Below are 22308 nucleotides of genomic sequence, written 5' to 3'. Positions count from 1 at the left end.
TCTCCTTAAGCGTTTTTAATGGTTTCAGCGACTTGGGCAAGTTTGTCAAAGTCAGGTTCGTGGGCGATAAAGTCAATCTTGAGGTCATCTTCTGCACCGTAGCGAGGTACGAGATGCACGTGAGTATGAAAGACCGTTTGACCAGCAACTTCCTCACAGTTGGCGATGATGTTCATTCCGGCAGCCTTGGTAGCCTTCATGACTTTTTGAGCTACCAGCGGCACTTGGGCAAAGAGTTGGCTAGCACTTGGGGCATCCATCTCCAAAAGATTGCGGTAGTGCTCTTTTGGTACAATGAGGGTGTGTCCAGGCGTTACTTGAGAGATATCAAGAAAGGCAAGAACCTGCTCATCTTCGTATACTTTTGAAGCAGGAATCTCCCCTGCGATAATCTTACAAAAAATGCAATCTGACATAAAATCCACCTCTACTGTATTGAATTTTGATATAATATAGCTACATTATACCAGATTCGGAGAAAATATGTTAGAAATTAAAAACCTGACAGGAGGCTATGTTCATGTCCCTGTCTTGAAAGATGTGTCCTTTACCGTTGAAAGTGGGCAGTTGGTTGGTTTGATTGGTCTCAACGGTGCTGGGAAATCAACGACTATCAATGAGATTATCGGTCTTTTGACGCCTTACAGTGGGGAAATTAAGATTAATGGTTTGACCTTGCAAGAAGATGCGACTAGCTACCGCAAGCAGATTGGTTTCATCCCAGAGACGCCTAGCTTGTATGAGGAATTGACCCTCAGAGAGCATATCGAGACGGTTTCCATGGCCTATGGTATTGAGCAAAAAGTAGCTTTTGATCGTGTGGAACCTTTGTTAAAAATGTTCCGCCTGGACCAAAAATTAGACTGGTTTCCAGTTCATTTCTCCAAAGGGATGAAGCAGAAGGTCATGATTATCTGTGCTTTTGTGGTAGATCCTAGCCTCTTTATCGTGGATGAGCCTTTCCTTGGGCTCGATCCGCTGGCTATTTCTGACTTGATTCAGCTTTTAGAAGTAGAAAAGAAAAAAGGCAAGTCCATTCTTATGAGTACACACGTGCTAGACTCAGCAGAAAAGATGTGTGATGCCTTTGTCATTCTCCACAAGGGAGAGGTGCGGGCTCAGGGGAACCTCCAGCAACTCCGTGAAGCCTTTGACATGCCTGAAGCGAGTTTGAATGATATTTACTTGGCTCTGACCAAAGAGGAGGAGCTATGAAAGACTTGTTTTTAAAGAGAAAGCAGGCTTTTCGTAAGGAGTGTGTCGGTTATCTGCGTTATGTTCTCAATGACCACTTTGTCTTGTTCCTGCTAGTTCTCATCGGTTTTCTAGCTTACCAGTACAGTCAACTCCTGCAACATTTTCCTGAAAACCACTGGCCTATCCTCTTGTTTTTGGGGATTGTATCTGCCTTGCTTTTGGCTTGGGGAGGAATCGCGACCTACATGGAAGGGCCTGACAAGCTCTTTCTCTTAGTCAGTGAAGAGGAAGTTAAGTCTCACCTCAAAGGGCAGACGATGCGCTCACTGGTCTTTTGGCTCTTTGTCCAAACCCTTTTCTTGCTTTTATTTGCGCCCTTATTTTTAGCCATGGGTTATGGCTTGCCAGTCTTTCTCATCTATGTGCTTTTGTTGGGAGCTGGGAAATATCTCCTCTTTCGCCAAAAATCCAGTAAATTTTTTACAGAGACTGGGCTTGACTGGGACTATGTCGTTTCCCAAGAAAGCAAGCGCAAGCAAGTCTTGCTTCGTTTCTTTGCTCTCTTTACTCAGGTTAAGGGCGTTTCAAATAGTGTCAAACGTCGCGCTTATCTGGATTTCATCCTTAGAACAGTTCAGAAAGTGCCGAGCAAGATTTGGCAAAACCTCTATCTCCGTTCTTACTTGCGAAATGGAGACCTCTTTGCCCTCAGTCTCCGTCTCCTCTTCCTATCCTTGTTAGCTTTGCTCTTTATCGAGCAAGCTTGGATCGCGACAGCAGTAGTAGTTTTATTTAACTATCTCCTGCTCTTTCAGTTACTGGCCCTCTATCATGCCTTTGACTACCAGTACTTGACTCAGCTCTTTCCACTAGAAAAAGGGGAGAAAGAGAAGGGATTGAAACAGATTGTAGTCGGTGTGGGAAGTGCAGTTCTTTTGTTAGAATTGCTGGTCGGAGCAGTGGTTTTTCAAGAAAAACAGGCCCTCCTAGCCTTGCTGGGTGCTGGTTTAGTTTTACAAGTCTTGTACCTGCCTTATCAGGTGAAACGTCAGATGCAGGACTAAAACTTATAAGATTAGATAAAAAAATAAGTTGAGTACAAGTTCACTCAACTTATTTTATTTACGTATATTCAATGAACATCAAAAATTAAACCAAAAAGCTAGCCGCAGGTTACTCAAACCCTAGTTTTAAGGTTAACGTGGTTTGAAGAGATGTTCGAAGAGTATTACAAGATAATGGTTGGTCCGTAGAGACTCAATTTGGTCTTGACTTGGTCAAAGTGAAAACGGTCATAGGCCCGCCAAGCGGCGCGAGTAGGAGCATCTGGATCAAGAGCACTGAGGCCCATGAGAAGACTGGAAGTCTGGTAAAATTTTTCCAGTTCAATCAAGAATCGATTATCCACTGTCTCAGCTTTAGAGAGAAAGAGAAGAATAGAGTTTAATTGCTCCTGAAAGCGAACGTCGTCAGCTGTTACCTGTTTGCAGACTTGGTAAGCTTTATTTAAGTCAGTAATCAAAGTCTGAGCTGTTTTGATAGGGTCTGTATCCGTCATGAGAATTCCTCCTTTGTGATGGTTCTAAAGTTGTTTCAAGTGATTGTCTTTCTATAATCATAGCTTATCACTTTTAACTCTTTTTTTTACCTTCAAAGCTTTAATTGTCATTGAAATTTCCTGAATGGTAATTGCAGAATTTTATGATAAAATAATTGTAAGATTATCATAGCTATTTTACGAATGATTCGACACTTTAGGAATTTTTGAGAACCGTTTAGGATTTGGTGAAAAATAGTTTCTAGACTTATGCTATCCTCTTTTTAGGAGGTTTTATCCATGAACTACATTATCATCCAAAAAGAGAAAGAAATTTTCAAATTAAACATAAAGGATATCTACTATATCCAAACGCATCCAAGTAAAGCCCATACCGTGCAGATTGTTACAGAAGACGCTAGCTTTGATCTGTTTCAAAATTTAAGCAATCTTGAGAACCAATATGGGGAAACCTTGACGAGATGTCATCGAAATTGTCTGGTCAACCTTGAACGAGTAAAATCCATGGATATCCAATCAAAGACCCTCTTTCTAGGAGAAGAAGGTCGATATGCTGTTCAGTATGCCAGACGTCGCTATAGAGACATTCGCCAAAAATGGTTGAAACAAGGAGAGTAAGAAGATGAGAATATTTGTTTTAGAAGATGACTTTTCCCAACAAGCTAGGATTGAAACGACGATAGAGAAACTCTTGAAAGAATATCGTATCATTCCCAGCTCTTTTGAAGTTTTTGGCAAGCCAGACCAACTGCTGACAGAGGTACATGAGAAGGGGGCGCATCAGCTATTCTTTTTGGACATTGAGATTCGAAACGAAGAGATGAAGGGTCTAGAGGTGGCTAGAAAGATTCGGGATCGGGACCCCTATGCCCTGATTGTCTTTGTGACAACTCACTCAGAGTTTATGCCCTTGTCCTTTCGCTATCAAGTGTCAGCTTTGGACTACATTGATAAGGCCCTTTCGGCAGAGGAGTTTGAATCTCGTATCGAGTCAGCCCTTCTCTATGCCAATAGTCAAGATAGTAAAAGTCTGGCGGAAGATTGCTTTTACTTTAAATCAAAATTCGCCCAATTCCAGTATCCTTTTAAAGAGGTTTACTATCTCGAAACGTCGTCCAGAGCCCATCGTGTCATTCTCTATACTAAGACGGATAGGCTGGAGTTTACAGCGAGTTTGGAGGAGGTTCTCAAACAGGAACCCCGTCTCTTGCAGTGCCACCGCTCTTTTCTCATCAATCCTGTCAATGTGGTTCATTTGGATAAGAAAGAAAAACTCCTTTTCTTTCCCAATGGTGGAAGCTGTCTAATCGCGCGTTATAAGGTCAGGGAAGTGTCTGAGGCTATTAATAACTTACACTGAGCTAGGAGAGTTTATGAATATTACTTGGATATTGTTGTATACACTTATTACTAATGGGCTAGAAATTGTCATTTTCTTTAAGGTAGATGGAATTGGTCTCACTTTCGAGAGGATTTTTAAGGCTTTTCTTTTTAAGATACTTTTGGCAGTTGTTTTTATAATGATTAGCTATATAGTAGGAAATGATTACTTATCTTATTTTATGGAACCCTTGTACGGCATAGGCTTGTCTTTCTTATTGTTAAGAGGGCTTCCTAAAAAACTCCTTTTCTTTTATGGTCTCTTTCCAATGATATTAGTGAATCTCTTTTATAGAGGAGTCTCCTATTTTGTGCTTCCATTTTTGGGACAAGGGCAAGTATATGATAGCTACTCATTTACTGGGTTATGTATAATAATTTTCAATTTCTTCATTTCTCTAGCTTTTTTGAAATGGTTGGACTATGATTTTACTAGTTTGAGAAGGGAGATTCTAGATAAAGATTTTCAAAAGTCCCTAACTAAAATTAACTGGATAATGGGGGGTTACTATCTAGTCATGGAAAGTCTGTCTTTTTTTGAATATGAACAAAGCATTCAATCAAAGATAGTTCGCCATCTGATCCTAGTGTTTTACCTACTCTTTTTTATGGGTATTATCAAGAAATTGGATACCTATTTGAAGGAAAAACTTCAGGAAAAACTGAACCAAGAGCAGGCCTTGCGCTACAGAGATACGGAGCGGTATAGTCGACATATAGAGGAACTTTACAAGGAAGTACGGAGCTTTCGTCATGATTATACCAACCTCTTGACCAGCTTACGCCTAGGTATTGAAGAGGAGGATATGGAGCAGATAAAAGAGGTCTACAACTCCGTTTTAAAGAACTCCAGCCAGAAATTGCAGGACAATAAATATGACCTGGGCCGACTGGTGAATATTCGGGATCGTGCCCTCAAAAGTCTCTTAGCAGGAAAATTTATAAAAGCAAGAGAAAAGGATATTGTCTTTAATGTCGAAGTTCCTGAGGAGATTCAAGTTGAGAGTATGAGCCTACTTGATTTTCTAACCATTGTGTCTATCCTTTGTGACAATGCTATTGAAGCCAGTGCAGAGGCTGGTCAACCTCACGTTTCAATTGCCTTTTTAAAAAATGGGGCACAAGAGACCTTTATCATTGAAAACTCCATCAAAGAAGAGGGCATCGATATTTCTGAAATCTTCTCTTTTGGAGTTAGTTCTAAAGGGGAGGGCCGAGGTGTTGGTCTCTATACCGTCATGAAGACTGTTGAAAGTTATCCCAATGCTAGCCTCAATACCACCTGTCAAGATCAAGTCTTTCGTCATGTGCTTACTATGATACATACAGAATGATGAAAAATAAGACCGAGAGTGCTTGTTTCTCGGTCTTATTTTTTTTATAGTTGTATTGGATGATGAAGTTCTTGTGCGATGTTATAAGCATATCTATTAATGTTATATAAGAAATCTTCCCACCATCCTCCACCTATAATTTGGTTGAGTTCAGTAGTTGTTAGTTCTTGAAATGAAGTTAGATTTTGTTTCTTATCCATGTTATGATTCTCCTTTTTGATAAGATAATAAATAGTTATAGAGTGTTATCTGAAAATTAATCAGAATGGGTTAGAATTTTATCTTTGAAATAATCAAAATATGTCTTCTTTGCAGTTACACTAGTGACGCGACCTTGTAAGCCGTATTGGATGAGTTTACTATCCTCATTAGATAGTTTTGCAAGAGCGGTTAATTTAAAGAGATTGCCTTGCTCTGTTCTGGTAGGAGTTTGATCAATTGTCTGAAGTTGGCCGATGATGGTAATGCCGTGATTTCCAATCTTCTCAAGTTTTAATCTTACAGTTTGTCCTTTATCTAGTAGAGGTAGATAGTCAGAAGATACGTAGTAAGTAATTAGTACTTCTCTTGTATCTGTGATGACAGGGAATATTTGAGCAATTTCTGTACCAGTTGGAATTCTATTTTTACCTTCAAATTCGCTGTTCAGATGAACGATACCTTTACTTGGAGCGGTTAAGGTATTATTTTCCAAGCGCTGTGTCGCTTGATCTAGTTGTACTTTTAATTCTGTTAGTTGATTTTCCACAGCTAGTTGTTGCTGAGAAGCTGTTTGTAAAAATTGAGTGCGGAGTACTTCAATTTTGGTTTCTAAACTATTATCATAAGTTGCTACACTTCCGATACCAGCTTGCTGAATTTTGAGATTTGCGATAGATGATTCAAGATTTGCAATACTTTGATTGATTTGAGATAAAAATGGCTCATCTGCAGTTTCTTGTGTTTGTTCTTGAGAGGCTACAAGATAACGATTCAAAATTGACTGGTGTGGATTGCCAGTCGGTAAGCGCGCTCTTTTGTTTATGATAGCATCTCTCAGCTCTTGATATTCTCCAATTTGTTGTTGCATTTTTGTAATTTCTTGTTCAATAGCTGATGAACTGCTATTAGCAAGGTTGGCTTGATTTGCAACCTCAGTGTTAGTCTTTGAGATACCTAGTTCAATATCATGAGCTTGTTTAGTAAAATTCATAAAGGTATTATAGTAGCCAAACTCATCCTCACCAGAAAAAAGATCGGTATTTTTTTCTAAGCTTTGTTTCAAAATTCCAAGTCCTTCTTTTTGCTTCTCAAGTCTTTGTAATTGAGTTTCTAAGGCAGTTTTCTGGCTCTCTTCCATTATTTCAGAATATTTGATGAGTAAATCACCTTTCTCAACTACTTGATTTGCCACTAAATGATTAGCTAAGATAGTATTATCACTGGTTGACTGAATGGATGCAATGACACTTGTAGGAGTGACTTCTCCTTGCGATGTAACAGTAATCTCTTTTGTAGCAACAAGGGAGAAAATCACGATGAAAGTAAACAGTAATGAAAGTGGTATGATTAATACTGTCGCATAATTATGGTAACGTCTCTGATAAAACTCGACGCTTCTAAAAAGATTAGGATTCATAACATTCTCCTTATTTGTTGAATAGATGATGGTAGAAGCCTTGCGCCTGTATTAACTCTTGATGACTACCAACTTCAATGATTTTCCCTTGGTCAAGAACAATGACACGGTTAGTCCGTTCGGCTATACTTAGACGATGGGCTACAAAGAGAATGGTTTTATCAGTTAGGGACATAAGATTATCTATAACCTTTTTCTCAGTCAAAACATCGAGAGCACTAGTAGCTTCATCTAGTATTAAAACAGGAGATTTAGTTAAAAGAGCACGAGCGAGAGCAATTCGTTGCTTCTGTCCTCCTGACAGACCTGCTCCATCAGAAAGTTGAGTTTGATAGCCCATAGGCATTCTTTCAATATCTTGACGGATTTCAGCTAATTCGCAAGCTTTTAGAATATCTTCTTGGCTAATCATATTATTACCGCCCAAGGTTAAGTTTTCCAAGATAGAGCCATTAAAGATATAGGCTTGTTGGGGCAGGTAATTAATATGACGTCGCAAGATTTTTTTATCAATATTTTTAATATCCTGATGATTGATGGTAATCTGTCCTTTGTAAGGGTCAAAGAAATTGACAATCATTTTGGCTAGAGTTGTTTTACCAGAACCACTAACTCCAACCAGGCTAACCTTATCACCTTCTTTAATTGTTAGATTGATATCTGTTAAGGTATCTCGTCCAAAACCATACTTATAAGAAAGGTCATCAAATTCAATATCGCCCATCAAAAAATTTGAATGAACAGGATTTTCTTGAACTTGAAATTCAGATTCAACTAAATAGACCTCGTTCAAGCGGTTATTAGCAACCTTCGCAGATTGGAGTTTAGTTTGTAGGTTGATAATATTTTCCATAGGAGTTGTAAAGTAAGAAAGAAGTGTATTAAAGGTAATCAGCTGACCGATAGAAATCTTACTCGACATGACTAATTGAGCACCAAGCCATAGGATAAAGATATTAAGAACTAACTTTGTTCCTTGCTTTAAATTAGTTTGTAAAATAGAATATTTAGTAAGTTTAAAGGATTTTTCCAAATAATCGACAAATTCACTGTCAATATTTTGGTAGCGATTTTCTTCACTTGTGAGTGACTTGATGGTTTCAATCCCGTTGATATCTTCGATAATAGCAGAACTAACCATAGAATTGCTTTGCATGACATCGTGGTTCATTTTTTCAAAAGGTTTCATAAAAGAAAAGATGATGAATATGTAAATAGGGATGGAAATAAGAGAAAGAAGAAAGAGGTTAGGATTTTGTGCCAGTAAGACACTCCCTACAAGGATCAGAATGGAAACATCAAGAAAAAGAGAGAGAATGGTAGAAGCTAAGGCATCTATAATAGAGTTAGCATCTGTGAAGCGTGAAATGATTTCCCCTGTACGACGTGTCGCAAAGAAAGACATAGGAAGTTCAAAGATATGGCGAATATAGGCCAAAATTACATCAATGCTTAATCTCTGACTCAGAACAGTTAGGAGATAATCTCTGGAGAAGCTCATGGCTTGTTGGAGGATATAGGTGATAATTAGACCAATTGAGATAATTCCTAAAGTTGATTTCATCTGATTTGGGATGTACTCATCCAAGATTCCTTGGAGATAATAAGAACCACCGATATTGATAATAGTGACTAATAAGCTTGAGAGAACAATATAAGTAATAAGAGATTTTTGTTTGAAAATCAGAGGGAGGAAGCTCAGTAGACCATTCTTTTTATCTTTATGGGGTTGATAGCTGGGTTTGGGAGCTAGAAAAATAGCTACTCCAGTCCATTCAGAGAAAAAGCGTTCTTTTGACATTTTGGTGATTTTTACAGAAGGATCAGGATCACCAATAATCAGATAGTCTTTCTTTGTTTGATAGACAACATAGTAATGTTGGAGTTTCCCTTCTTTGTTAACGTGAACGATAAATGGATAGGGGACATCACTCATGTCAAAGAGAGTTTTATCTGCTTGAACAGGTCTTGTTTCAAAGCCCATTTCATCAGCGGCTTTTACAATGCCAAGAGCAGTCGTCCCTTCTTTATTGGTCTTTGCAAGTTCTCTCAAGTGAGCTAGAGAAAAATCTGAACCATAGAATTTAGCAATCGAGGCTAAGGCAGCAACACCGCAGTCTCTAGCATCTATTTGAGGAACAAATGTATGTTTATAAGAAGTCATTGGCAATTCCTTTCATATAGTAGATAGGTATATTATGCCATAAAAATAAGTTCATATTTTATGAAATCTTGAATAGTCATTGAAACTTCCTGAATGGTAAAAAAGTGATTAGAAACTATCTTTCTTTAAAAATCTATAGGTGTGATTTGAAATAAAAAGCTAATTCAAGATGTTTCGATGACAATTCAAGATTTGGATGAAAAACTTTAACAAACAATGATATACTAAACTTGTCAAGGTTGCAACAGGACAAAAATTAAAAATTAAAAATAAAAAAGGAGTATTTGTCATGGATACAAAAATGATGTCACAATTTTCTGTTATGGATAATGAAATGCTTGCTTGCGTTGAAGGTGGAGATAATTCATACGGATTCTGGTATAGAGTAGGTAGTTTAGTAAGAGATGGATTTGATTTGTATGTTGAAAATCAAAGAAGATTGCATGCGATGTGCCCACTGTGTATCTAAGGGGATAATATCATGAAAAATAAATATTTTGAAACTTTAAGTGCAGAAAAACTAATACAAGTTCAAGGAGGTGGAATGCCTTGGTGGACTTCCTTAATTCCTAATTACGACCAACTTCTTGGATCAATTTGTGGTTTCATAGATGGAATTAGCAAATCTACAAACAGGGGACAATGCTAAAAAATCATCTAGACATTAAAGAAAGGATAAACTATGAAGAACATAAGTTTTATCTTTATAAAAGTGCTTACTTGCTTTTTACTTACTTTTGCTATTCAAGTTGTACCATTATCTGTTGTTAGACGATTTTATGACGGAGTGATAGGAGAAGTATTCAGTGTAGGTGTCTACTTTTTATCTTTCTTTATATGTTTAACCATTCTTGTATATCTCGTTAAGAGATGGGGGGATGAGACTACTTTAGATCGCTTACCAATCAAGTGGGTAGAATTGAGATGGATTATTTTTGCTTATCTGGCTAATCTAATTTTAGTAGTTAGTTTTATATTTTTTACTACCGTCCTTGGAAAAGCCCACGATAATACAAGTTCTTTGAGCTTTTTTCAACATTTTGAAACTAGTGGTTTCTTTTATACAGTTCTATTTTGGTTGTCAACTGCTTTTACTCAACCTCTTTTGGAGGAGATGCTCTTTAGAGGAATCATTTTAGGAACTTTAGAAAAATATTCTCCTATTTTTGCTGTCTTTCTTTCAGCTGTTCTTTTTGGATTTGCTCATGATGGAGAGATTATTTCTCAGCATCTTGTGACAGGACTTGTATTGGGTTGTCTTTATATAAAGCAAAGAAATCTATATTCCTGTGTAGTTGTACATGGCTTAATGAATGCTACTATTACGTGTCTCTTTTTTCTGGCTACTTAAGTTTTTAATAAGATCACATAGCTATGTAGCAGAGGTTACATACGGTTTCTTGATATATTAGTATAAGAGAGGAGACTGGAAAAATAATTCTAAAAACACAACGTACTTCTAGTGAGATTGTTGTTGGTACAGTTACCTTTGCTTGTCTCTTATTATCTATTTCTATCACATCCATTTTAAGTTTTTCATTAGTCTTCAATTAAATTTAGTGATTATCAACTTGGCTTCTATTTTACTCATTGTTTATCTTACTAAGAAAATTGGAGTACGAAAGTTTGAAGATGATGGTTTGGTAGGTCCTATAATCAATCAACTCATGTTTATAGGATTGACAGGTTTTGTGTCTATTATCGCTTTGTATAGAGGTATAACAGCAGACAAATCCTATCAGCAACTGAATGGCTATATTGGCTCTGCTCTCTGCTTAATCATACTTATTTGGGGTTTGAAGCATCATAAAAAGTAGGGGCTAATGCTAATAAAGTATAAAAGGGTAAGTGTTTTCGAAATACTTACCCTTTTATAATGAAGTTTTTGCAATTCAAGATGTTTCGATGACAATTCAAGATTCGGGTGAAAAATTTAAAAAAGCAATGTTATACTAAACTTGTCAAAGTTGCAACAAGACAAAAATTAAAAATAAAAAGGAGTATTTGTCATGAATACAAAAATGATGTCGCAATTTGAGATTATGGATGCTGATATGCTTGCTTGCGTTGAAGGTGGAGATATTGATTGGGGAAGAACAATTAGCTGTGCAGCGGGGGTTGCATACGGTGCGATGGAAGGCTACGCTACAACTTATGGCTCAACATTTCTACTTGGGCCATACGCTATAGGAACAGGTGCAATTGGTGCTGTACTAGGTGGAATTGGCGGTGCGCTTACCTGTTAGCATGGGAAAGGAGATAGTAATGAAAAAAATATTTGCAACAAAACGCAATGTTTTCTTAGTGAGGTTGTTGTTCGGACAGATACCTTTGGTTGTTTCTACTTATCTATTTCTATCTCGTCAGTTTTTAAATTTTTCCGTAGTTTTCCAATTTCTTTTAGTAGTTATTAACTTGGCTTCTATTTTGGCTACTGTTTATCTCACTAGGGAAATGAGGATAAGAGAGTTTGAAGATGATGATTTGGTTAGTCCTAGAACCAATCAACTCATGTTCATCGGCTTGACAGGCTTTATGTCTATTATTTGTCTGTATAGAGGTATCACAGCAGCAGAAGCCTACCAACAAATAATCGCCTATATTGGTGTGGTTCTATGCTTGATTATCATGCTTTTGCTCATTTGGGGGTTGAAGTATTATAAAAAGTAGAGGTTAATAAAGTATAAAAGGGTAAGTGTTTTCAAAATGCTTACCTTTTTTAATGAAGTTTTTGCAATTCAAGATGTTTTGATGACCATTTAAGATTTAGATGAATTTGTAATCTTAAATAAGGTAAGATAAATATATCAAATGTAAAGGAGTATTCTTATGAAGAAACAAAAGATAAAATCGCTATTACTTGTACCACTTGTATTTGCATCTATTACTACAGGTGCTGTATATGCAGAAGAACAGACTACTTCATCTATCCAGGCGAATGATAGTTCTCTTGTGGCACCAGATTTGCCATCGGCTAAGGAAAATGTGGAGCATAAACCTTCCGTTGTAACTCCCGAGGAGTATGAGCAGAATGTTGCGGAATTTAAAAAGATAGACATTGAAGCCGTTCGTCAATCTTTTACCGGGGACCAATTGGAACATACTATATATTTTGGTAGAAAAACATGCTCTCATTGTCGTCAATTTTCTCCTGAATTGAAAGAATTTAATAACCTGATTGAAAAGAAGTTAGAGTATTATGATTTGGATGGTAAAGATTTTGACGGGGAAGCGAGAGAGTTTCTATTTAAAAAAGTCGGTATTCCAGGAACACCAACAATTTTGTATTTAAGAAATGGACGTCCGATATCTGGATGGGTTGGTGGGGGAGCGACTGCACAACAGGTTTATGATTATATGTACTCGAGAAACTCACCTAAGCAAACGGAAACAGTAGCATCTTCTGAGGAAACAGTAACTGAAAATGTGCATGATGAGAAAACCAGAAATGACAGCATGAGTACTAGTGATAAAGTTGTAAGTGAAAGCAAAGGTATGAGTGATGAAAAAAGAACCGAAATGAAAACATCCAATGATAATCCCAATTCTAATAGTGAAAATAGTGGGAAAGTGGAGAGTATAAACTCAACTTCTAAAGCTAAAACCACTCAATCTGGCGATTTAGCAATGTTAGACAATAAGGATCAATTGGAAACTCTCAAACCTATTTTTGATGCTACTCAAGAAAATAAAACTCCTTTAACCGATGTTAAGGGGCCTGATTATGTAAGCCAATCTATTACTTCGAATGAAAAATTATTACCGAAAACAGGAGAGGAAGAAAGTTACAATCTATTACGTCTAGCGGTTGCACTCTTAATTACTTCAGGTATGATTAAGTGGAGACAAAGAATTCATAAATAAAAATTCTTGAATCCTTATTTTGATTGACTCTAATCGGAGAGAGGTTATATTTATGGCCATTTTCAATAAATGTCATGCCTTATTTTTTGGATTTTTAGTATTTGTAATCGTTGATGCAGCGGGGTATTCCATCAATCAAGGGAATTATTTTCAACACCAGTATACATTCATTGTTGTAAAGAGTCTCTTGCTTTTCCTTAGTTTTGGCTATGCGAAATGGTTTGACATGATTTCTTTTGGTATTTTAAGCAAGAAACAACTCTTGCTGTTCATTGGAATCTTTCTTCTTACTGTGCTAGTAAATATAGGTTATCATACCTTTTTCTCAGTTTCTTCTGGTGCAGCAATCCAACACCTTGAGGAAACTAGTAACGGACTTTCACTTTCCTTTATTGTAAGTGTCACAGTTTTGGCACCTATCCAAGAGGAATTCATTTTCAGAGGAATCCTGCAAGGTGCGATTTTTGAAAATTCTTGGCTAGGTCTTGGACTGACTGCCTCTCTCTTCTCTTTCCTGCATGCTCCTTATGATGTTCCCTCGTTTTTCTATTATCTACTTGGAGGCTTGTTGCTGGGATTTGCTTACAAAAAGAGCCAAAACCTATGGGTTTCCACTTTAGTCCACATGTCTTACAATAGTTTACCACTCTTAACTTATTTATAAAAATCATGAAAAGGTAAGCAGACGATGATGCTTGCTTTTTTAAGCTATAATGATAGCCTGAGCCAATTGAGATGCTTTTCTTTGAGAATCAGGTGTGGAGCGGTTGACGAATAGACCAAAAACTAGTAGAATAGTAAGGAAACTTTATACGGAGGAAAGAAATGGACTTGGGTGATAATGAGCTAACGCTGACCCCTATCCCTGGGAAGAGTGGCAAGGCTTATATGGGAAGCTACCCTGATGGGAAGCGCGTCTTTGTAAAAATGAACACCTCTCCAATCCTACCTGGCCTAGCCAGAGAACAAATCGCTCCTCAATTACTATGGACTCGTCGTTTGTCAGATGGCCGTGATATGTGTGCTCAGGAATGGCTGACGGGCAAAATCTTGACCCCTTACGATATGAATCGCAAGCAGATTATCAATATCTTGAACCGCCTTCACCGCTCGCGTCCCTTGATGAAGCAGTTGAGCCGTTTGGGATATACCATGGAAACGCCAGTTGATTTGCTACGTTCTTGGCAGCAAGGAGTTCCAGAAATCTTGAAGCAGAACCACTATTTGAACAGTGTGATTGCTGAGCTAGGTAAGACGGTTCCAGGTTTTAGAGAAGACCATGCAACGATTGTGCATGGAGATCTTCGTCATAGTAATTGGATTGAGACGGAGAGTGGACTCGTTTATCTAGTGGATTGGGATTCGGTTCGTCTGACGGATCGTATGTTTGATGTGGCGCATTTGCTATGCCACTACATTCCAGATCATCAGTGGCGTCAATGGTTGAGAGACTACGGCTATAAGTACAATCAGACAGTGTTAGATAAATTGTATTGGTATGGTCAGTATTCTTATTTGAACCAGATTGCCAAATACTGTGAAAATCAAGATTTAGACAATGTAAACCGGGAGATTTACGCCTTGCGCGTCTTCCGTGACAAGTATGGAAAGAAGAGATGAGAGTTAGAAATCGTAAAGGGGCGACAGAATTACTAGAGGCCAATCCTCAGTATGTGGTCCTCAATCCCTTAGAAGCTAAAGGGAAATGGCGAGACTTGTTTGGAAATGATCATCCTATTCATGTTGAAGTTGGAAGTGGGAAAGGGGCCTTCGTATCTGGAATGGCCAAGCAAAATCCTGACATCAACTACATTGGGATTGACATTCAAAAGTCGGTATTGAGTTATGCCTTGGACAAGGTGCTTGAAGTTGGAGTGCCCAATATCAAATTGCTGTGGGTAGATGGTTCAGATCTGACCGACTACTTTGAAGACGGTGAGATTGATCGTCTCTACCTAAACTTTTCAGATCCCTGGCCTAAAAAACGCCATGAAAAACGTCGTTTGACTTACAAGAGTTTCTTGGATACCTTCAAGCGCATCTTGACTGAGAATGGGGAAATCCATTTCAAGACAGACAATCGTGGCTTGTTTGAGTACAGTCTAGTGAGCTTTTCTCAGTATGGGATGAGACTCAATGGTGTTTGGCTGGACTTGCATGCCAGTGATTTTGAAGGCAATGTCATGACAGAATATGAGCAAAAATTCTCAAGCAAGGGTCAAGTGATCTACCGAGTTGAAGCAGAATTTTAAGAAATAGCTTGAAAACCAGCTGTTTGAGTGCTAATACTTTACATAAATTGACAAACGTGCTATACTGATAGTAAGAATATGAGAAAGAGAGGCGGGGAAATATCTTCGCCTCTTGCTTATGAGGAGGTGGACGCAATCGCAACAATCGTAGAATTAGTCAGAGAAGTTGTAGAACCTGTCATCCAAGCACCTTTCGAGCTCGTGGATATCGAGTATGGAAAGATTGGCAGTGACATGATTCTCAGTATTTTTGTAGATAAACCCGAAGGAATTACCTTGAACGACACGGCAGACCTGACAGAAATCATCAGTCCTGTCCTAGATACCATCAAGCCTGATCCCTTCCCAGAACAATATTTCCTAGAAATCACCAGTCCAGGCTTGGAACGTCCTTTGAAAACCAAGGATGCTGTCGCTGGAGCAGTTGGGAAATACATCCATGTCGGGCTCTACCAAGCCATTGATAAGCAAAAAGTCTTTGAAGGAACCTTGCTGTCCTTTGAAGAGGACGAGTTGACTATGGAGTATATGGACAAGACACGTAAGAAAACCGTCCAAATTCCATACAGTTTAGTATCAAAAGCACGTTTAGCAGTAAAATTATAGAAAAGAAAGGATAGCTTTTGAGGATTCAAAAGTGAAGAAAACATGAGTAAAGAAATGCTAGAGGCCTTCCGCATTTTGGAAGAAGACAAGGGAATCAAAAAAGAAGACATCATCGACGCAGTAGTAGAGTCGCTTCGTTCCGCTTATCGCAGACGCTATGGTCAATCTGACAGCGTAGCTATTGACTTCAATGAAAAAACAGGTGACTTTACAGTTTATACTGTCCGTGAAGTTGTTGATGAAGTATTTGATAGTCGTTTGGAAATCAGCTTGAAAGATGCCCTTGCCATTAATTCAGCCTATGAGCTTGGTGACAAAATCAAGTTTGAAGAAGCACCTGCTGAGTTTGGTCGTGTAGCTGCCCAATCTGCCAAACAAACCATCATGGAAAAAATGCGTAAGCAAACACGTGCCATCACTTACAATACTTATAAGGAACATGAACAAGAAATCATGTCTGGTACGGTAGAACGCTTTGACAACCGTTTCATTTATGTTAACCTTGGTAGCATCGAAGCCCAATTGTCAAAACAGGACCAAATCCCTGGAGAAGTCTTTGCTTCCCACGACCGTATTGAGGTTTACGTTTATAAAGTTGAAGACAACCCTCGTGGTGTCAACGTCTTTGTTAGCCGTAGCCATCCAGAAATGATCAAACGCTTGATGGAGCAAGAAATTCCAGAAGTTTACGATGGAACTGTTGAAATCATGAGCGTAGCCCGCGAAGCTGGTGACCGTACGAAAGTTGCCGTTCGTAGCCACAATCCAAACGTGGACGCTATCGGGACAATCGTTGGACGTGGTGGTGCCAACATCAAGAAAATCACCAGCAAATTCCACCCTGCTCGTTACGATGCCAAGAGCGATCGCATGATTCCTGTCGAAGAAAACATTGACGTTATCGAGTGGGTAGCGGATCCAGCTGAGTTTATCTACAATGCCATTGCACCTGCAGAGGTTGACCAAGTTATCTTTGATGAAAATGACAGCAAACGTGCCTTGGTCGTTGTACCTGATAACAAGCTTTCTCTTGCCATCGGTCGTCGTGGACAAAACGTTCGCTTGGCAGCTCACTTGACGGGTTACCGTATCGATATCAAGTCTGCTAGTGAGTTTGAAGCTATGGAAGAAGCAGGTCAAGTTGATTACGCAGTTGCAGATGAATTGATCGAAGAATAAAAGCTGCTAGAGGAGGGAAAGATGAAAACAAGAAAAATCCCTTTGCGCAAGTCTGTTGTATCTAACGAAGTGATTGACAAGCGTGATTTGCTCCGCATTGTCAAGAACAAAGAAGGAGAGATCTTTATCGATCCGACAGGCAAGGCCAATGGCCGTGGCGCTTATATCAAGCTAGACAATACAGAAGCCCTAGAGGCCAAAAAGAAGAAAGTCTTTAACCGTAGCTTTAACATGGAAGTTGAAGAAAGCTTTTATGACGAGTTGATCGCTTATGTGGATCACAAAGTGAAAAGAAGAGAGTTAGGACTTGAATAAGCAAAAGATAAGCAATCTCTTGGGTCTTGCTCAACGAGCAGGCAGGATCATATCGGGTGAGGAATTAGTGGTCAAGGCCATCCAAGACCAGAAAGCCAAGCTAGTCTTTCTAGCCCATGATGCTGGTCCCAATCTAACCAAGAAGATTCAAGATAAAAGTGACTATTATCAAGTAGAAGTTATAACCGTGTTTTCAACACTGGAATTAAGCATAGCAGTCGGAAAATCGCGAAAGGTTTTGGCTGTGACAGATGCTGGATTTACAAAGAAAATGAGGTCTCTTATGGAATAGAAGAGGAGGACATGATTTGTCTAAGAAAAGATTGTACGAAATCGCAAAAGAACTTGGAAAAGAAAGTAAAGAAGTTGTAGCGCGTGCAAAAGAGTTGGGCTTGGATGTAAAAAGCCACTCATCGAGCGTGGAAGCTGCTGTTGCTGAACAAATCGCAGCTAGCTTTAAACCTGCACCTGCTCCTAAGGCAGAAGCAAAACCTGTAGCAGCAAAAGCAAGTGTAGAAAAGAAAGTTGAAAAGTCTGCATCAGCTAAACCAGTTGTCGCTAAGGAAGAAAGCAAACCAGCTACACCTGTAGCTCCTAAGGAAGAAAAAGTAGTGGCTGCAAGACCACAAAGTCGAAACTTCAAGGCGGAGCGTGAGGCGCGTGCCAAAGAGCAGGCAGAGCGACGCAAACAAAACAAGGGCAACAACCGTGACCAACAACAAAACGGCAACCGTCAGAAAAACGACGGCCGTAATGGTGGCAAACCTGGTCAAGGAAACCGCGACAATCGCCGTTTTAACGACCAAGGGAAGAAACCACAAGGTCAAGGAAATCGTGGCAATGATCGCCGTCAGCAACAAGACTTCCAGCCAAAACCAGCTGGGCCACGTGTTGACTTTAAAGCCCGTGCAGCAGCTCTAAAAGCAGAGCAAAATGCAGAGTACGCACGCTCAAGCGAGGAGCGCTTCAAACAATCGCAAGCTGCCAAAGAAGCCTTGGCTCAAGCTAATAAACGCAAGGAACCTGAGGAAATCTTTGAGGAAGCTGCTAAGTTAGCTGAACAAACGCAGCCAGCCGTAGCAGTAGCTCCTGTAGCTAAAGAAGCGCCAGTGGATACACGTCGTAAAAAACAAGCTCGACCAGACAAAGAACGTGACGATTATGATCACGAAGAAGATGGTCCTAGAAAACAACAAAAGAATCGAAGTAGTCAGAATCAAGTGAGAAATCAAAGAAATAGTAACTGGAATAACAACAAAAAGAATAAAAAAGGCAACAAGCAAAATAACCGCAATCAGGCACCAAAACCTGTTACAGAACGTAAGTTCCACGAATTGCCAACAGAATTTGAATATACAGATGGTATGACTGTTGCGGAAATCGCAAAACGTATCAAGCGTGAGCCAGCTGAAATCGTTAAGAAACTCTTTATGATGGGTGTTATGGCCACACAAAACCAATCTTTGGATGGTGACACCATTGAACTCCTATTGGTAGATTATGGTATCGAAGCCAAACAAAAGGTTGAAGTGGACAATGCGGACATCGAACGTTTCTTCGTCGAAGATGGTTATCTCAATGAAGATGAATTGGTTGAGCGTCCACCAGTTGTGACTATCATGGGGCACGTTGACCATGGTAAAACAACCCTTCTAGATACCCTTCGTAACTCTCGTGTTGCAACAGGAGAAGCAGGTGGTATCACTCAGCATATCGGTGCCTACCAAATCGTTGAAAATGGCAAGAAGATTACCTTCCTTGATACACCAGGACACGCGGCCTTTACATCGATGCGTGCGCGTGGTGCATCTGTTACCGATATTACTATCTTGGTTGTAGCGGCCGACGATGGGGTTATGCCTCAGACTATCGAAGCCATCAACCACTCAAAAGCAGCCAACGTTCCAATCATCGTAGCTATCAACAAGATTGATAAACCAGGTGCCAACCCAGAACGCGTTATCGGTGAATTGGCAGAGCATGGGGTTATGTCAACAGCTTGGGGTGGTGATTCTGAATTTGTTGAAATCTCAGCTAAATTCAACCAAAATATCGATGAACTCTTGGAAACAGTCCTTCTTGTGGCTGAAATCCAAGAACTCAAGGCAGATCCAACAGTGCGTGCTATCGGTACGGTTATCGAAGCTCGTTTGGATAAAGGAAAAGGTGCGGTCGCAACCCTTCTTGTGCAACAAGGTACTCTGAATGTGCAAGACCCTATCGTTGTCGGAAATACCTTTGGTCGTGTCCGTGCTATGACCAATGACCTTGGTCGTCGTGTCAAGGTTGCTGGACCATCAACACCGGTTTCTATCACAGGTTTGAACGAAGCGCCAATGGCGGGTGACCACTTTGCTGTTTACGAAGATGAAAAATCTGCGCGTGCAGCCGGTGAAGAGCGTGCCAAACGTGCTCTTATGAAACAACGTCAAGCTACCCAACGTGTCAGCCTTGAAAACCTCTTTGATACGCTTAAAGCGGGTGAACTCAAGTCTGTTAACGTTATCATCAAGGCCGACGTACAAGGTTCAGTTGAAGCCCTTTCTGCCTCACTTCAAAAGATCGATGTAGAAGGTGTAAAAGTTACCATCGTTCACTCGGCAGTCGGTGCTATCAATGAATCTGACGTGACCCTTGCGGAAGCTTCAAATGCCTTCATCATCGGTTTCAACGTACGCCCTACGCCACAAGCTCGTCAACAAGCAGATGCTGACGATGTCGAAATCCGTCTCCACAGCATTATCTATAAGGTTATCGAAGAGATGGAAGAAGCCATGAAAGGGATGTTGGATCCTGAATTTGAAGAAAAAATCATCGGTGAAGCTCTTATCCGTGAAACCTTTAAGGTGTCTAAAGTGGGAACTATCGGTGGATTTATGGTTATCAACGGTAAGGTTACCCGTGATTCTAAAGTCCGTGTTATTCGTGATGGTGTTGTTATCTATGACGGTGAACTCGCAAGCTTGAAACACTACAAAGACGACGTGAAAGAAGTTACAAACGGTCGTGAAGGTGGATTGATGATTGAGGGCTACAATGATATCAAGATGGATGATGTGATTGAGGCCTATGTCATGGAAGAAATCAAACGTTAAGATTTTTGCTCCTTTCTTAGGTGGTGAGGGACGCAAGCAAACCAATGGTTTCATTGCTTATTTTTGAGCCTAGTGTCTCAAAAATCCCCTGTGATAGGACTGATAAATCAGTTCCATCACTTTCACCACAGCGAAAGAAGCGGATGAGTTCAAATTGAACTTCGTTTCAATTTGAACTGAAAATCAATAAATTTAAAAATAGCTAGGTCTGCTGGCCTAGCTTTTGGTTCAAAGTAGAGAAAGGAATATCATGGCAAATCATTTCCGTACGGATCGTGTAGGCATGGAAATCAAGCGTGAAGTCAATGAGATTTTGCAAAAGAAAGTCCGTGATCCGCGAGTCCAAGGTGTGACCATCACAGATGTTCAGATGCTAGGTGACTTGTCTGTTGCTAAGGTTTACTACACCATTTTGAGTAACCTTGCTTCGGATAACCAAAAAGCTCAAATCGGGCTTGAAAAAGCAACTGGTACCATCAAACGTGAACTTGGTCGCAATTTGAAATTGTACAAAATCCCAGATTTAACCTTCGTTAAAGATGAATCCATCGAATATGGAAACAAGATTGACGAGATGCTACGCAATCTGGATAAGAACTAAGAAAGAGGGGATTCCCTCTTTTTTGTTACTGGAGTACCAGATATGACGAGGCAATAATCTGTAAAAAAGAAAGTTAAACAAATGATTTTTTTGAAAAGGCTTTATATTTTTCTTATAGTATGATATGATAAGATGTGAAAAAAGAAATAAGGAGATTGAAATGGCTGAACAAGATCTAGCTATGCAAGTATTGGAACAAGTGGTGAAACTACCTGTTGTGAAAGTTGATCGTTCAAAGTTTTTAGTGGATAAGTTTTCTAAAGAATTAGATCCGAAGGATATCTCAACATTATTGGAGCAGGGTCCTTCTAGCTTGCTATCTCAGGAAATCTTAGATAGAGTTGCTAATGCTTGTATTATGGATAATGTCTTGCTGGCCAGTGGGACTTCGGTATTGGCAGGGCTACCTGGAGGTCTTGCCATGGCAATTACCATACCAGCAGATGTAGCTCAATTTTATGCTTTTTCATTAAAATTAGCTCAAGAACTAGGATATATTTACGGTTATGATGACCTTTGGGCTTCGCGTGATGAGTTGAGTGAAGATGCTCAAAACACGCTCTTGCTGTATCTTGGTGTGATGCTGGGAGTAAATGGTACAGCTGCTTTGCTTCGAGCGGGAGGTGTTGCGGTTGCTAAGCAAGTTATGAAAACCGTTCCCCAGAAAGCTTTGACAAAGACCCTCTGGTATCCGATTTTGAAAAAAGTTTTGAAAATTTTTGGAGTCAATCTGACAAAAGGCGGATTGGCCAAAGGAATGGGGAAATTCATTCCCATCCTAGGTGGAGTCATTTCTGGTGGCTTAACCTTTGCGACCATGAAACCGATGGGAGAAAGATTGCAACAGGAATTGTCCAAGCTAGTCAACTACAATGAAGTGCAATATCAAAGAGACATAGAAACTATCCGAAAAGAAGCTGAAATCATCGAAGGTGAGTAATATGGGATTCATTAAAATTCTGACCAAGACTTACGGGAATTACTTTTTTGTGATGCAAAGCATCAAAGTCCTGAAGAACATGAAAAAAGACGACAATGCTCTAGTAGGTTTCGGGAAAGTACTGCTTGCTGACAAGTTGATGGATGTAGCCCAGTGGCTCGCAAAACCAGATGATAAGGAATAACTTGAAATGAAAGAAACTAGC

At 39.5% G+C, this 22308-nt stretch carries 27 protein-coding genes and 1 pseudogene; 23 read left to right on the top strand and 5 right to left on the bottom strand.

What is annotated here, in order from left to right; genetic code table 11:
* Positions 1 to 5 precede the first annotated feature (5 nt).
* Positions 6 to 416, bottom strand: a complete 411-nt coding sequence (locus O3652_RS07520) for an HIT family protein (protein WP_049485019.1) — start codon at positions 414 to 416, stop codon at positions 6 to 8.
* A 67-nt stretch (positions 417 to 483) separates the two neighbouring features.
* Here O3652_RS07520 and O3652_RS07515 point away from each other — a divergent pair, with 67 nt between their 5' ends.
* Positions 484 to 1215: an ABC transporter ATP-binding protein gene (locus tag O3652_RS07515; RefSeq protein ID WP_371590232.1), complete on the top strand. Its 732-nt coding sequence runs from the start codon at positions 484 to 486 to the stop codon at positions 1213 to 1215.
* Positions 1212 to 2261 carry an ABC transporter permease gene (locus tag O3652_RS07510; RefSeq protein WP_371590231.1) on the top strand — a complete coding sequence of 350 codons (1050 nt, stop codon included), beginning with the start codon at positions 1212 to 1214 and terminating at the stop codon, positions 2259 to 2261. The genes O3652_RS07515 and O3652_RS07510 overlap by 4 nt, the downstream gene beginning before the upstream one ends.
* Before the next feature lie 164 nt (positions 2262 to 2425).
* Here O3652_RS07510 and O3652_RS07505 read toward each other — a convergent pair whose 3' ends face one another.
* Complete coding sequence (locus tag O3652_RS07505; protein ID WP_206284154.1) at positions 2426 to 2755, bottom strand: helicase BlpT; 330 nt, start codon at positions 2753 to 2755, stop codon at positions 2426 to 2428.
* A 279-nt stretch (positions 2756 to 3034) separates the two neighbouring features.
* Here O3652_RS07505 and O3652_RS07500 point away from each other — a divergent pair, with 279 nt between their 5' ends.
* From O3652_RS07500 to O3652_RS07490, 3 genes are read left to right on the top strand one after another with little or no spacing between them, the layout of a single operon-like run.
* Positions 3035 to 3373: a LytTR family DNA-binding domain-containing protein gene (locus O3652_RS07500; RefSeq protein ID WP_206284153.1), complete on the top strand. Its 339-nt coding sequence runs from the start codon at positions 3035 to 3037 to the stop codon at positions 3371 to 3373.
* A 4-nt stretch (positions 3374 to 3377) separates the two neighbouring features.
* A complete protein-coding gene (locus tag O3652_RS07495; protein WP_371590230.1) occupies positions 3378 to 4115 on the top strand; it encodes a response regulator transcription factor in 738 nt (245 codons plus the stop codon).
* Between the two features lie 13 nt (positions 4116 to 4128).
* Complete coding sequence (locus tag O3652_RS07490) at positions 4129 to 5469, top strand: sensor histidine kinase (RefSeq protein ID WP_371590229.1); 1341 nt, start codon at positions 4129 to 4131, stop codon at positions 5467 to 5469.
* Positions 5470 to 5513: 44 nt separating this feature from the next.
* On the opposite strand, the gene blpC is transcribed toward O3652_RS07490, so the two are convergent.
* The 3 genes from blpC to blpA are packed head-to-tail and all read right to left on the bottom strand — an operon-like array spanning position 5514 to position 9251.
* Positions 5514 to 5669 (bottom strand): quorum-sensing system pheromone BlpC, encoded by a 156-nt coding sequence (blpC, locus tag O3652_RS07485; RefSeq protein ID WP_206284150.1) that lies wholly within the window; start codon positions 5667 to 5669, stop codon positions 5514 to 5516.
* Between the two features lie 56 nt (positions 5670 to 5725).
* Positions 5726 to 7087 carry a bacteriocin secretion accessory protein gene (locus O3652_RS07480; protein ID WP_371590228.1) on the bottom strand — a complete coding sequence of 454 codons (1362 nt, stop codon included), beginning with the start codon at positions 7085 to 7087 and terminating at the stop codon, positions 5726 to 5728.
* A gap of 10 nt (positions 7088 to 7097) precedes the next feature.
* Complete coding sequence (gene blpA / locus O3652_RS07475; RefSeq protein WP_206284148.1) at positions 7098 to 9251, bottom strand: peptide cleavage/export ABC transporter BlpA; 2154 nt, start codon at positions 9249 to 9251, stop codon at positions 7098 to 7100.
* A gap of 289 nt (positions 9252 to 9540) precedes the next feature.
* Here blpA and O3652_RS07470 point away from each other — a divergent pair, with 289 nt between their 5' ends.
* From O3652_RS07470 to O3652_RS07385, 18 genes and pseudogenes are all read left to right on the top strand, one after another.
* A complete protein-coding gene (locus O3652_RS07470) occupies positions 9541 to 9720 on the top strand; it encodes a bacteriocin class II family protein (RefSeq protein WP_338401463.1) in 180 nt (59 codons plus the stop codon).
* Between the two features lie 12 nt (positions 9721 to 9732).
* The gene (locus tag O3652_RS07465) at positions 9733 to 9900 is read left to right on the top strand and encodes a hypothetical protein (protein WP_153226613.1); all 168 of its coding nucleotides are present in this window, start codon (positions 9733 to 9735) and stop codon (positions 9898 to 9900) included.
* A gap of 33 nt (positions 9901 to 9933) precedes the next feature.
* Positions 9934 to 10602, top strand: a complete 669-nt coding sequence (locus tag O3652_RS07460; protein WP_206284147.1) for a CPBP family intramembrane glutamic endopeptidase — start codon at positions 9934 to 9936, stop codon at positions 10600 to 10602.
* A gap of 138 nt (positions 10603 to 10740) precedes the next feature.
* Positions 10741 to 11068, top strand: a pseudogene (locus O3652_RS07455) (immunity protein).
* A gap of 192 nt (positions 11069 to 11260) precedes the next feature.
* Positions 11261 to 11497 carry a Blp family class II bacteriocin gene (locus tag O3652_RS07450; protein WP_206284146.1) on the top strand — a complete coding sequence of 79 codons (237 nt, stop codon included), beginning with the start codon at positions 11261 to 11263 and terminating at the stop codon, positions 11495 to 11497.
* Between the two features lie 19 nt (positions 11498 to 11516).
* Complete coding sequence (locus tag O3652_RS07445) at positions 11517 to 11921, top strand: immunity protein (RefSeq protein WP_206284145.1); 405 nt, start codon at positions 11517 to 11519, stop codon at positions 11919 to 11921.
* Between the two features lie 159 nt (positions 11922 to 12080).
* Positions 12081 to 13115 carry a thioredoxin domain-containing protein gene (locus tag O3652_RS07440; protein ID WP_206284144.1) on the top strand — a complete coding sequence of 345 codons (1035 nt, stop codon included), beginning with the start codon at positions 12081 to 12083 and terminating at the stop codon, positions 13113 to 13115.
* Positions 13116 to 13167: 52 nt separating this feature from the next.
* On the top strand, positions 13168 to 13779 hold the full coding sequence (locus O3652_RS07435) for a lysostaphin resistance A-like protein (RefSeq protein WP_371590227.1): 612 nt from the start codon (positions 13168 to 13170) through the stop codon (positions 13777 to 13779).
* A 161-nt stretch (positions 13780 to 13940) separates the two neighbouring features.
* Positions 13941 to 14735 carry a cell cycle regulator CcrZ gene (gene ccrZ, locus O3652_RS07430; RefSeq protein WP_070696496.1) on the top strand — a complete coding sequence of 265 codons (795 nt, stop codon included), beginning with the start codon at positions 13941 to 13943 and terminating at the stop codon, positions 14733 to 14735.
* Positions 14732 to 15367 carry a tRNA (guanosine(46)-N7)-methyltransferase TrmB gene (gene trmB, locus O3652_RS07425; RefSeq protein WP_371590226.1) on the top strand — a complete coding sequence of 212 codons (636 nt, stop codon included), beginning with the start codon at positions 14732 to 14734 and terminating at the stop codon, positions 15365 to 15367. The genes ccrZ and trmB overlap by 4 nt, the downstream gene beginning before the upstream one ends.
* Positions 15368 to 15493: 126 nt before the next feature.
* Complete coding sequence (gene rimP / locus O3652_RS07420; protein WP_000338692.1) at positions 15494 to 15973, top strand: ribosome maturation factor RimP; 480 nt, start codon at positions 15494 to 15496, stop codon at positions 15971 to 15973.
* A gap of 42 nt (positions 15974 to 16015) precedes the next feature.
* Complete coding sequence (gene nusA / locus O3652_RS07415; protein WP_000032280.1) at positions 16016 to 17152, top strand: transcription termination factor NusA; 1137 nt, start codon at positions 16016 to 16018, stop codon at positions 17150 to 17152.
* A gap of 21 nt (positions 17153 to 17173) precedes the next feature.
* Positions 17174 to 17467, top strand: coding sequence for an RNase P modulator RnpM (rnpM, locus tag O3652_RS07410; protein ID WP_084976040.1), 294 nt, complete (start codon positions 17174 to 17176; stop codon positions 17465 to 17467).
* Positions 17460 to 17759, top strand: coding sequence for a YlxQ-related RNA-binding protein (locus O3652_RS07405; protein ID WP_001041396.1), 300 nt, complete (start codon positions 17460 to 17462; stop codon positions 17757 to 17759). Before rnpM ends, O3652_RS07405 begins: the two co-directional genes overlap by 8 nt.
* Positions 17760 to 17775: 16 nt before the next feature.
* Complete coding sequence (gene infB / locus O3652_RS07400; protein ID WP_371590225.1) at positions 17776 to 20562, top strand: translation initiation factor IF-2; 2787 nt, start codon at positions 17776 to 17778, stop codon at positions 20560 to 20562.
* A 250-nt stretch (positions 20563 to 20812) separates the two neighbouring features.
* Complete coding sequence (rbfA, locus tag O3652_RS07395; RefSeq protein WP_001273601.1) at positions 20813 to 21163, top strand: 30S ribosome-binding factor RbfA; 351 nt, start codon at positions 20813 to 20815, stop codon at positions 21161 to 21163.
* Positions 21164 to 21323: 160 nt separating this feature from the next.
* Positions 21324 to 22103 carry a hypothetical protein gene (locus O3652_RS07390; protein WP_371590224.1) on the top strand — a complete coding sequence of 260 codons (780 nt, stop codon included), beginning with the start codon at positions 21324 to 21326 and terminating at the stop codon, positions 22101 to 22103.
* 1 nt (position 22104) lies between these two features.
* Positions 22105 to 22287: a hypothetical protein gene (locus O3652_RS07385; protein ID WP_000505783.1), complete on the top strand. Its 183-nt coding sequence runs from the start codon at positions 22105 to 22107 to the stop codon at positions 22285 to 22287.
* The last annotated feature ends 21 nt before the right edge of the window (positions 22288 to 22308 follow it).

The organism is Streptococcus sp. 27098_8_23, assembly GCF_041432195.1.
In the GTDB taxonomy this organism is placed as follows: Bacteria; Bacillota; Bacilli; order Lactobacillales; family Streptococcaceae; genus Streptococcus.
Note: the sequence above shows the minus strand (reverse complement) of the source record. Positions and strands in the feature narration are given on the sequence as shown.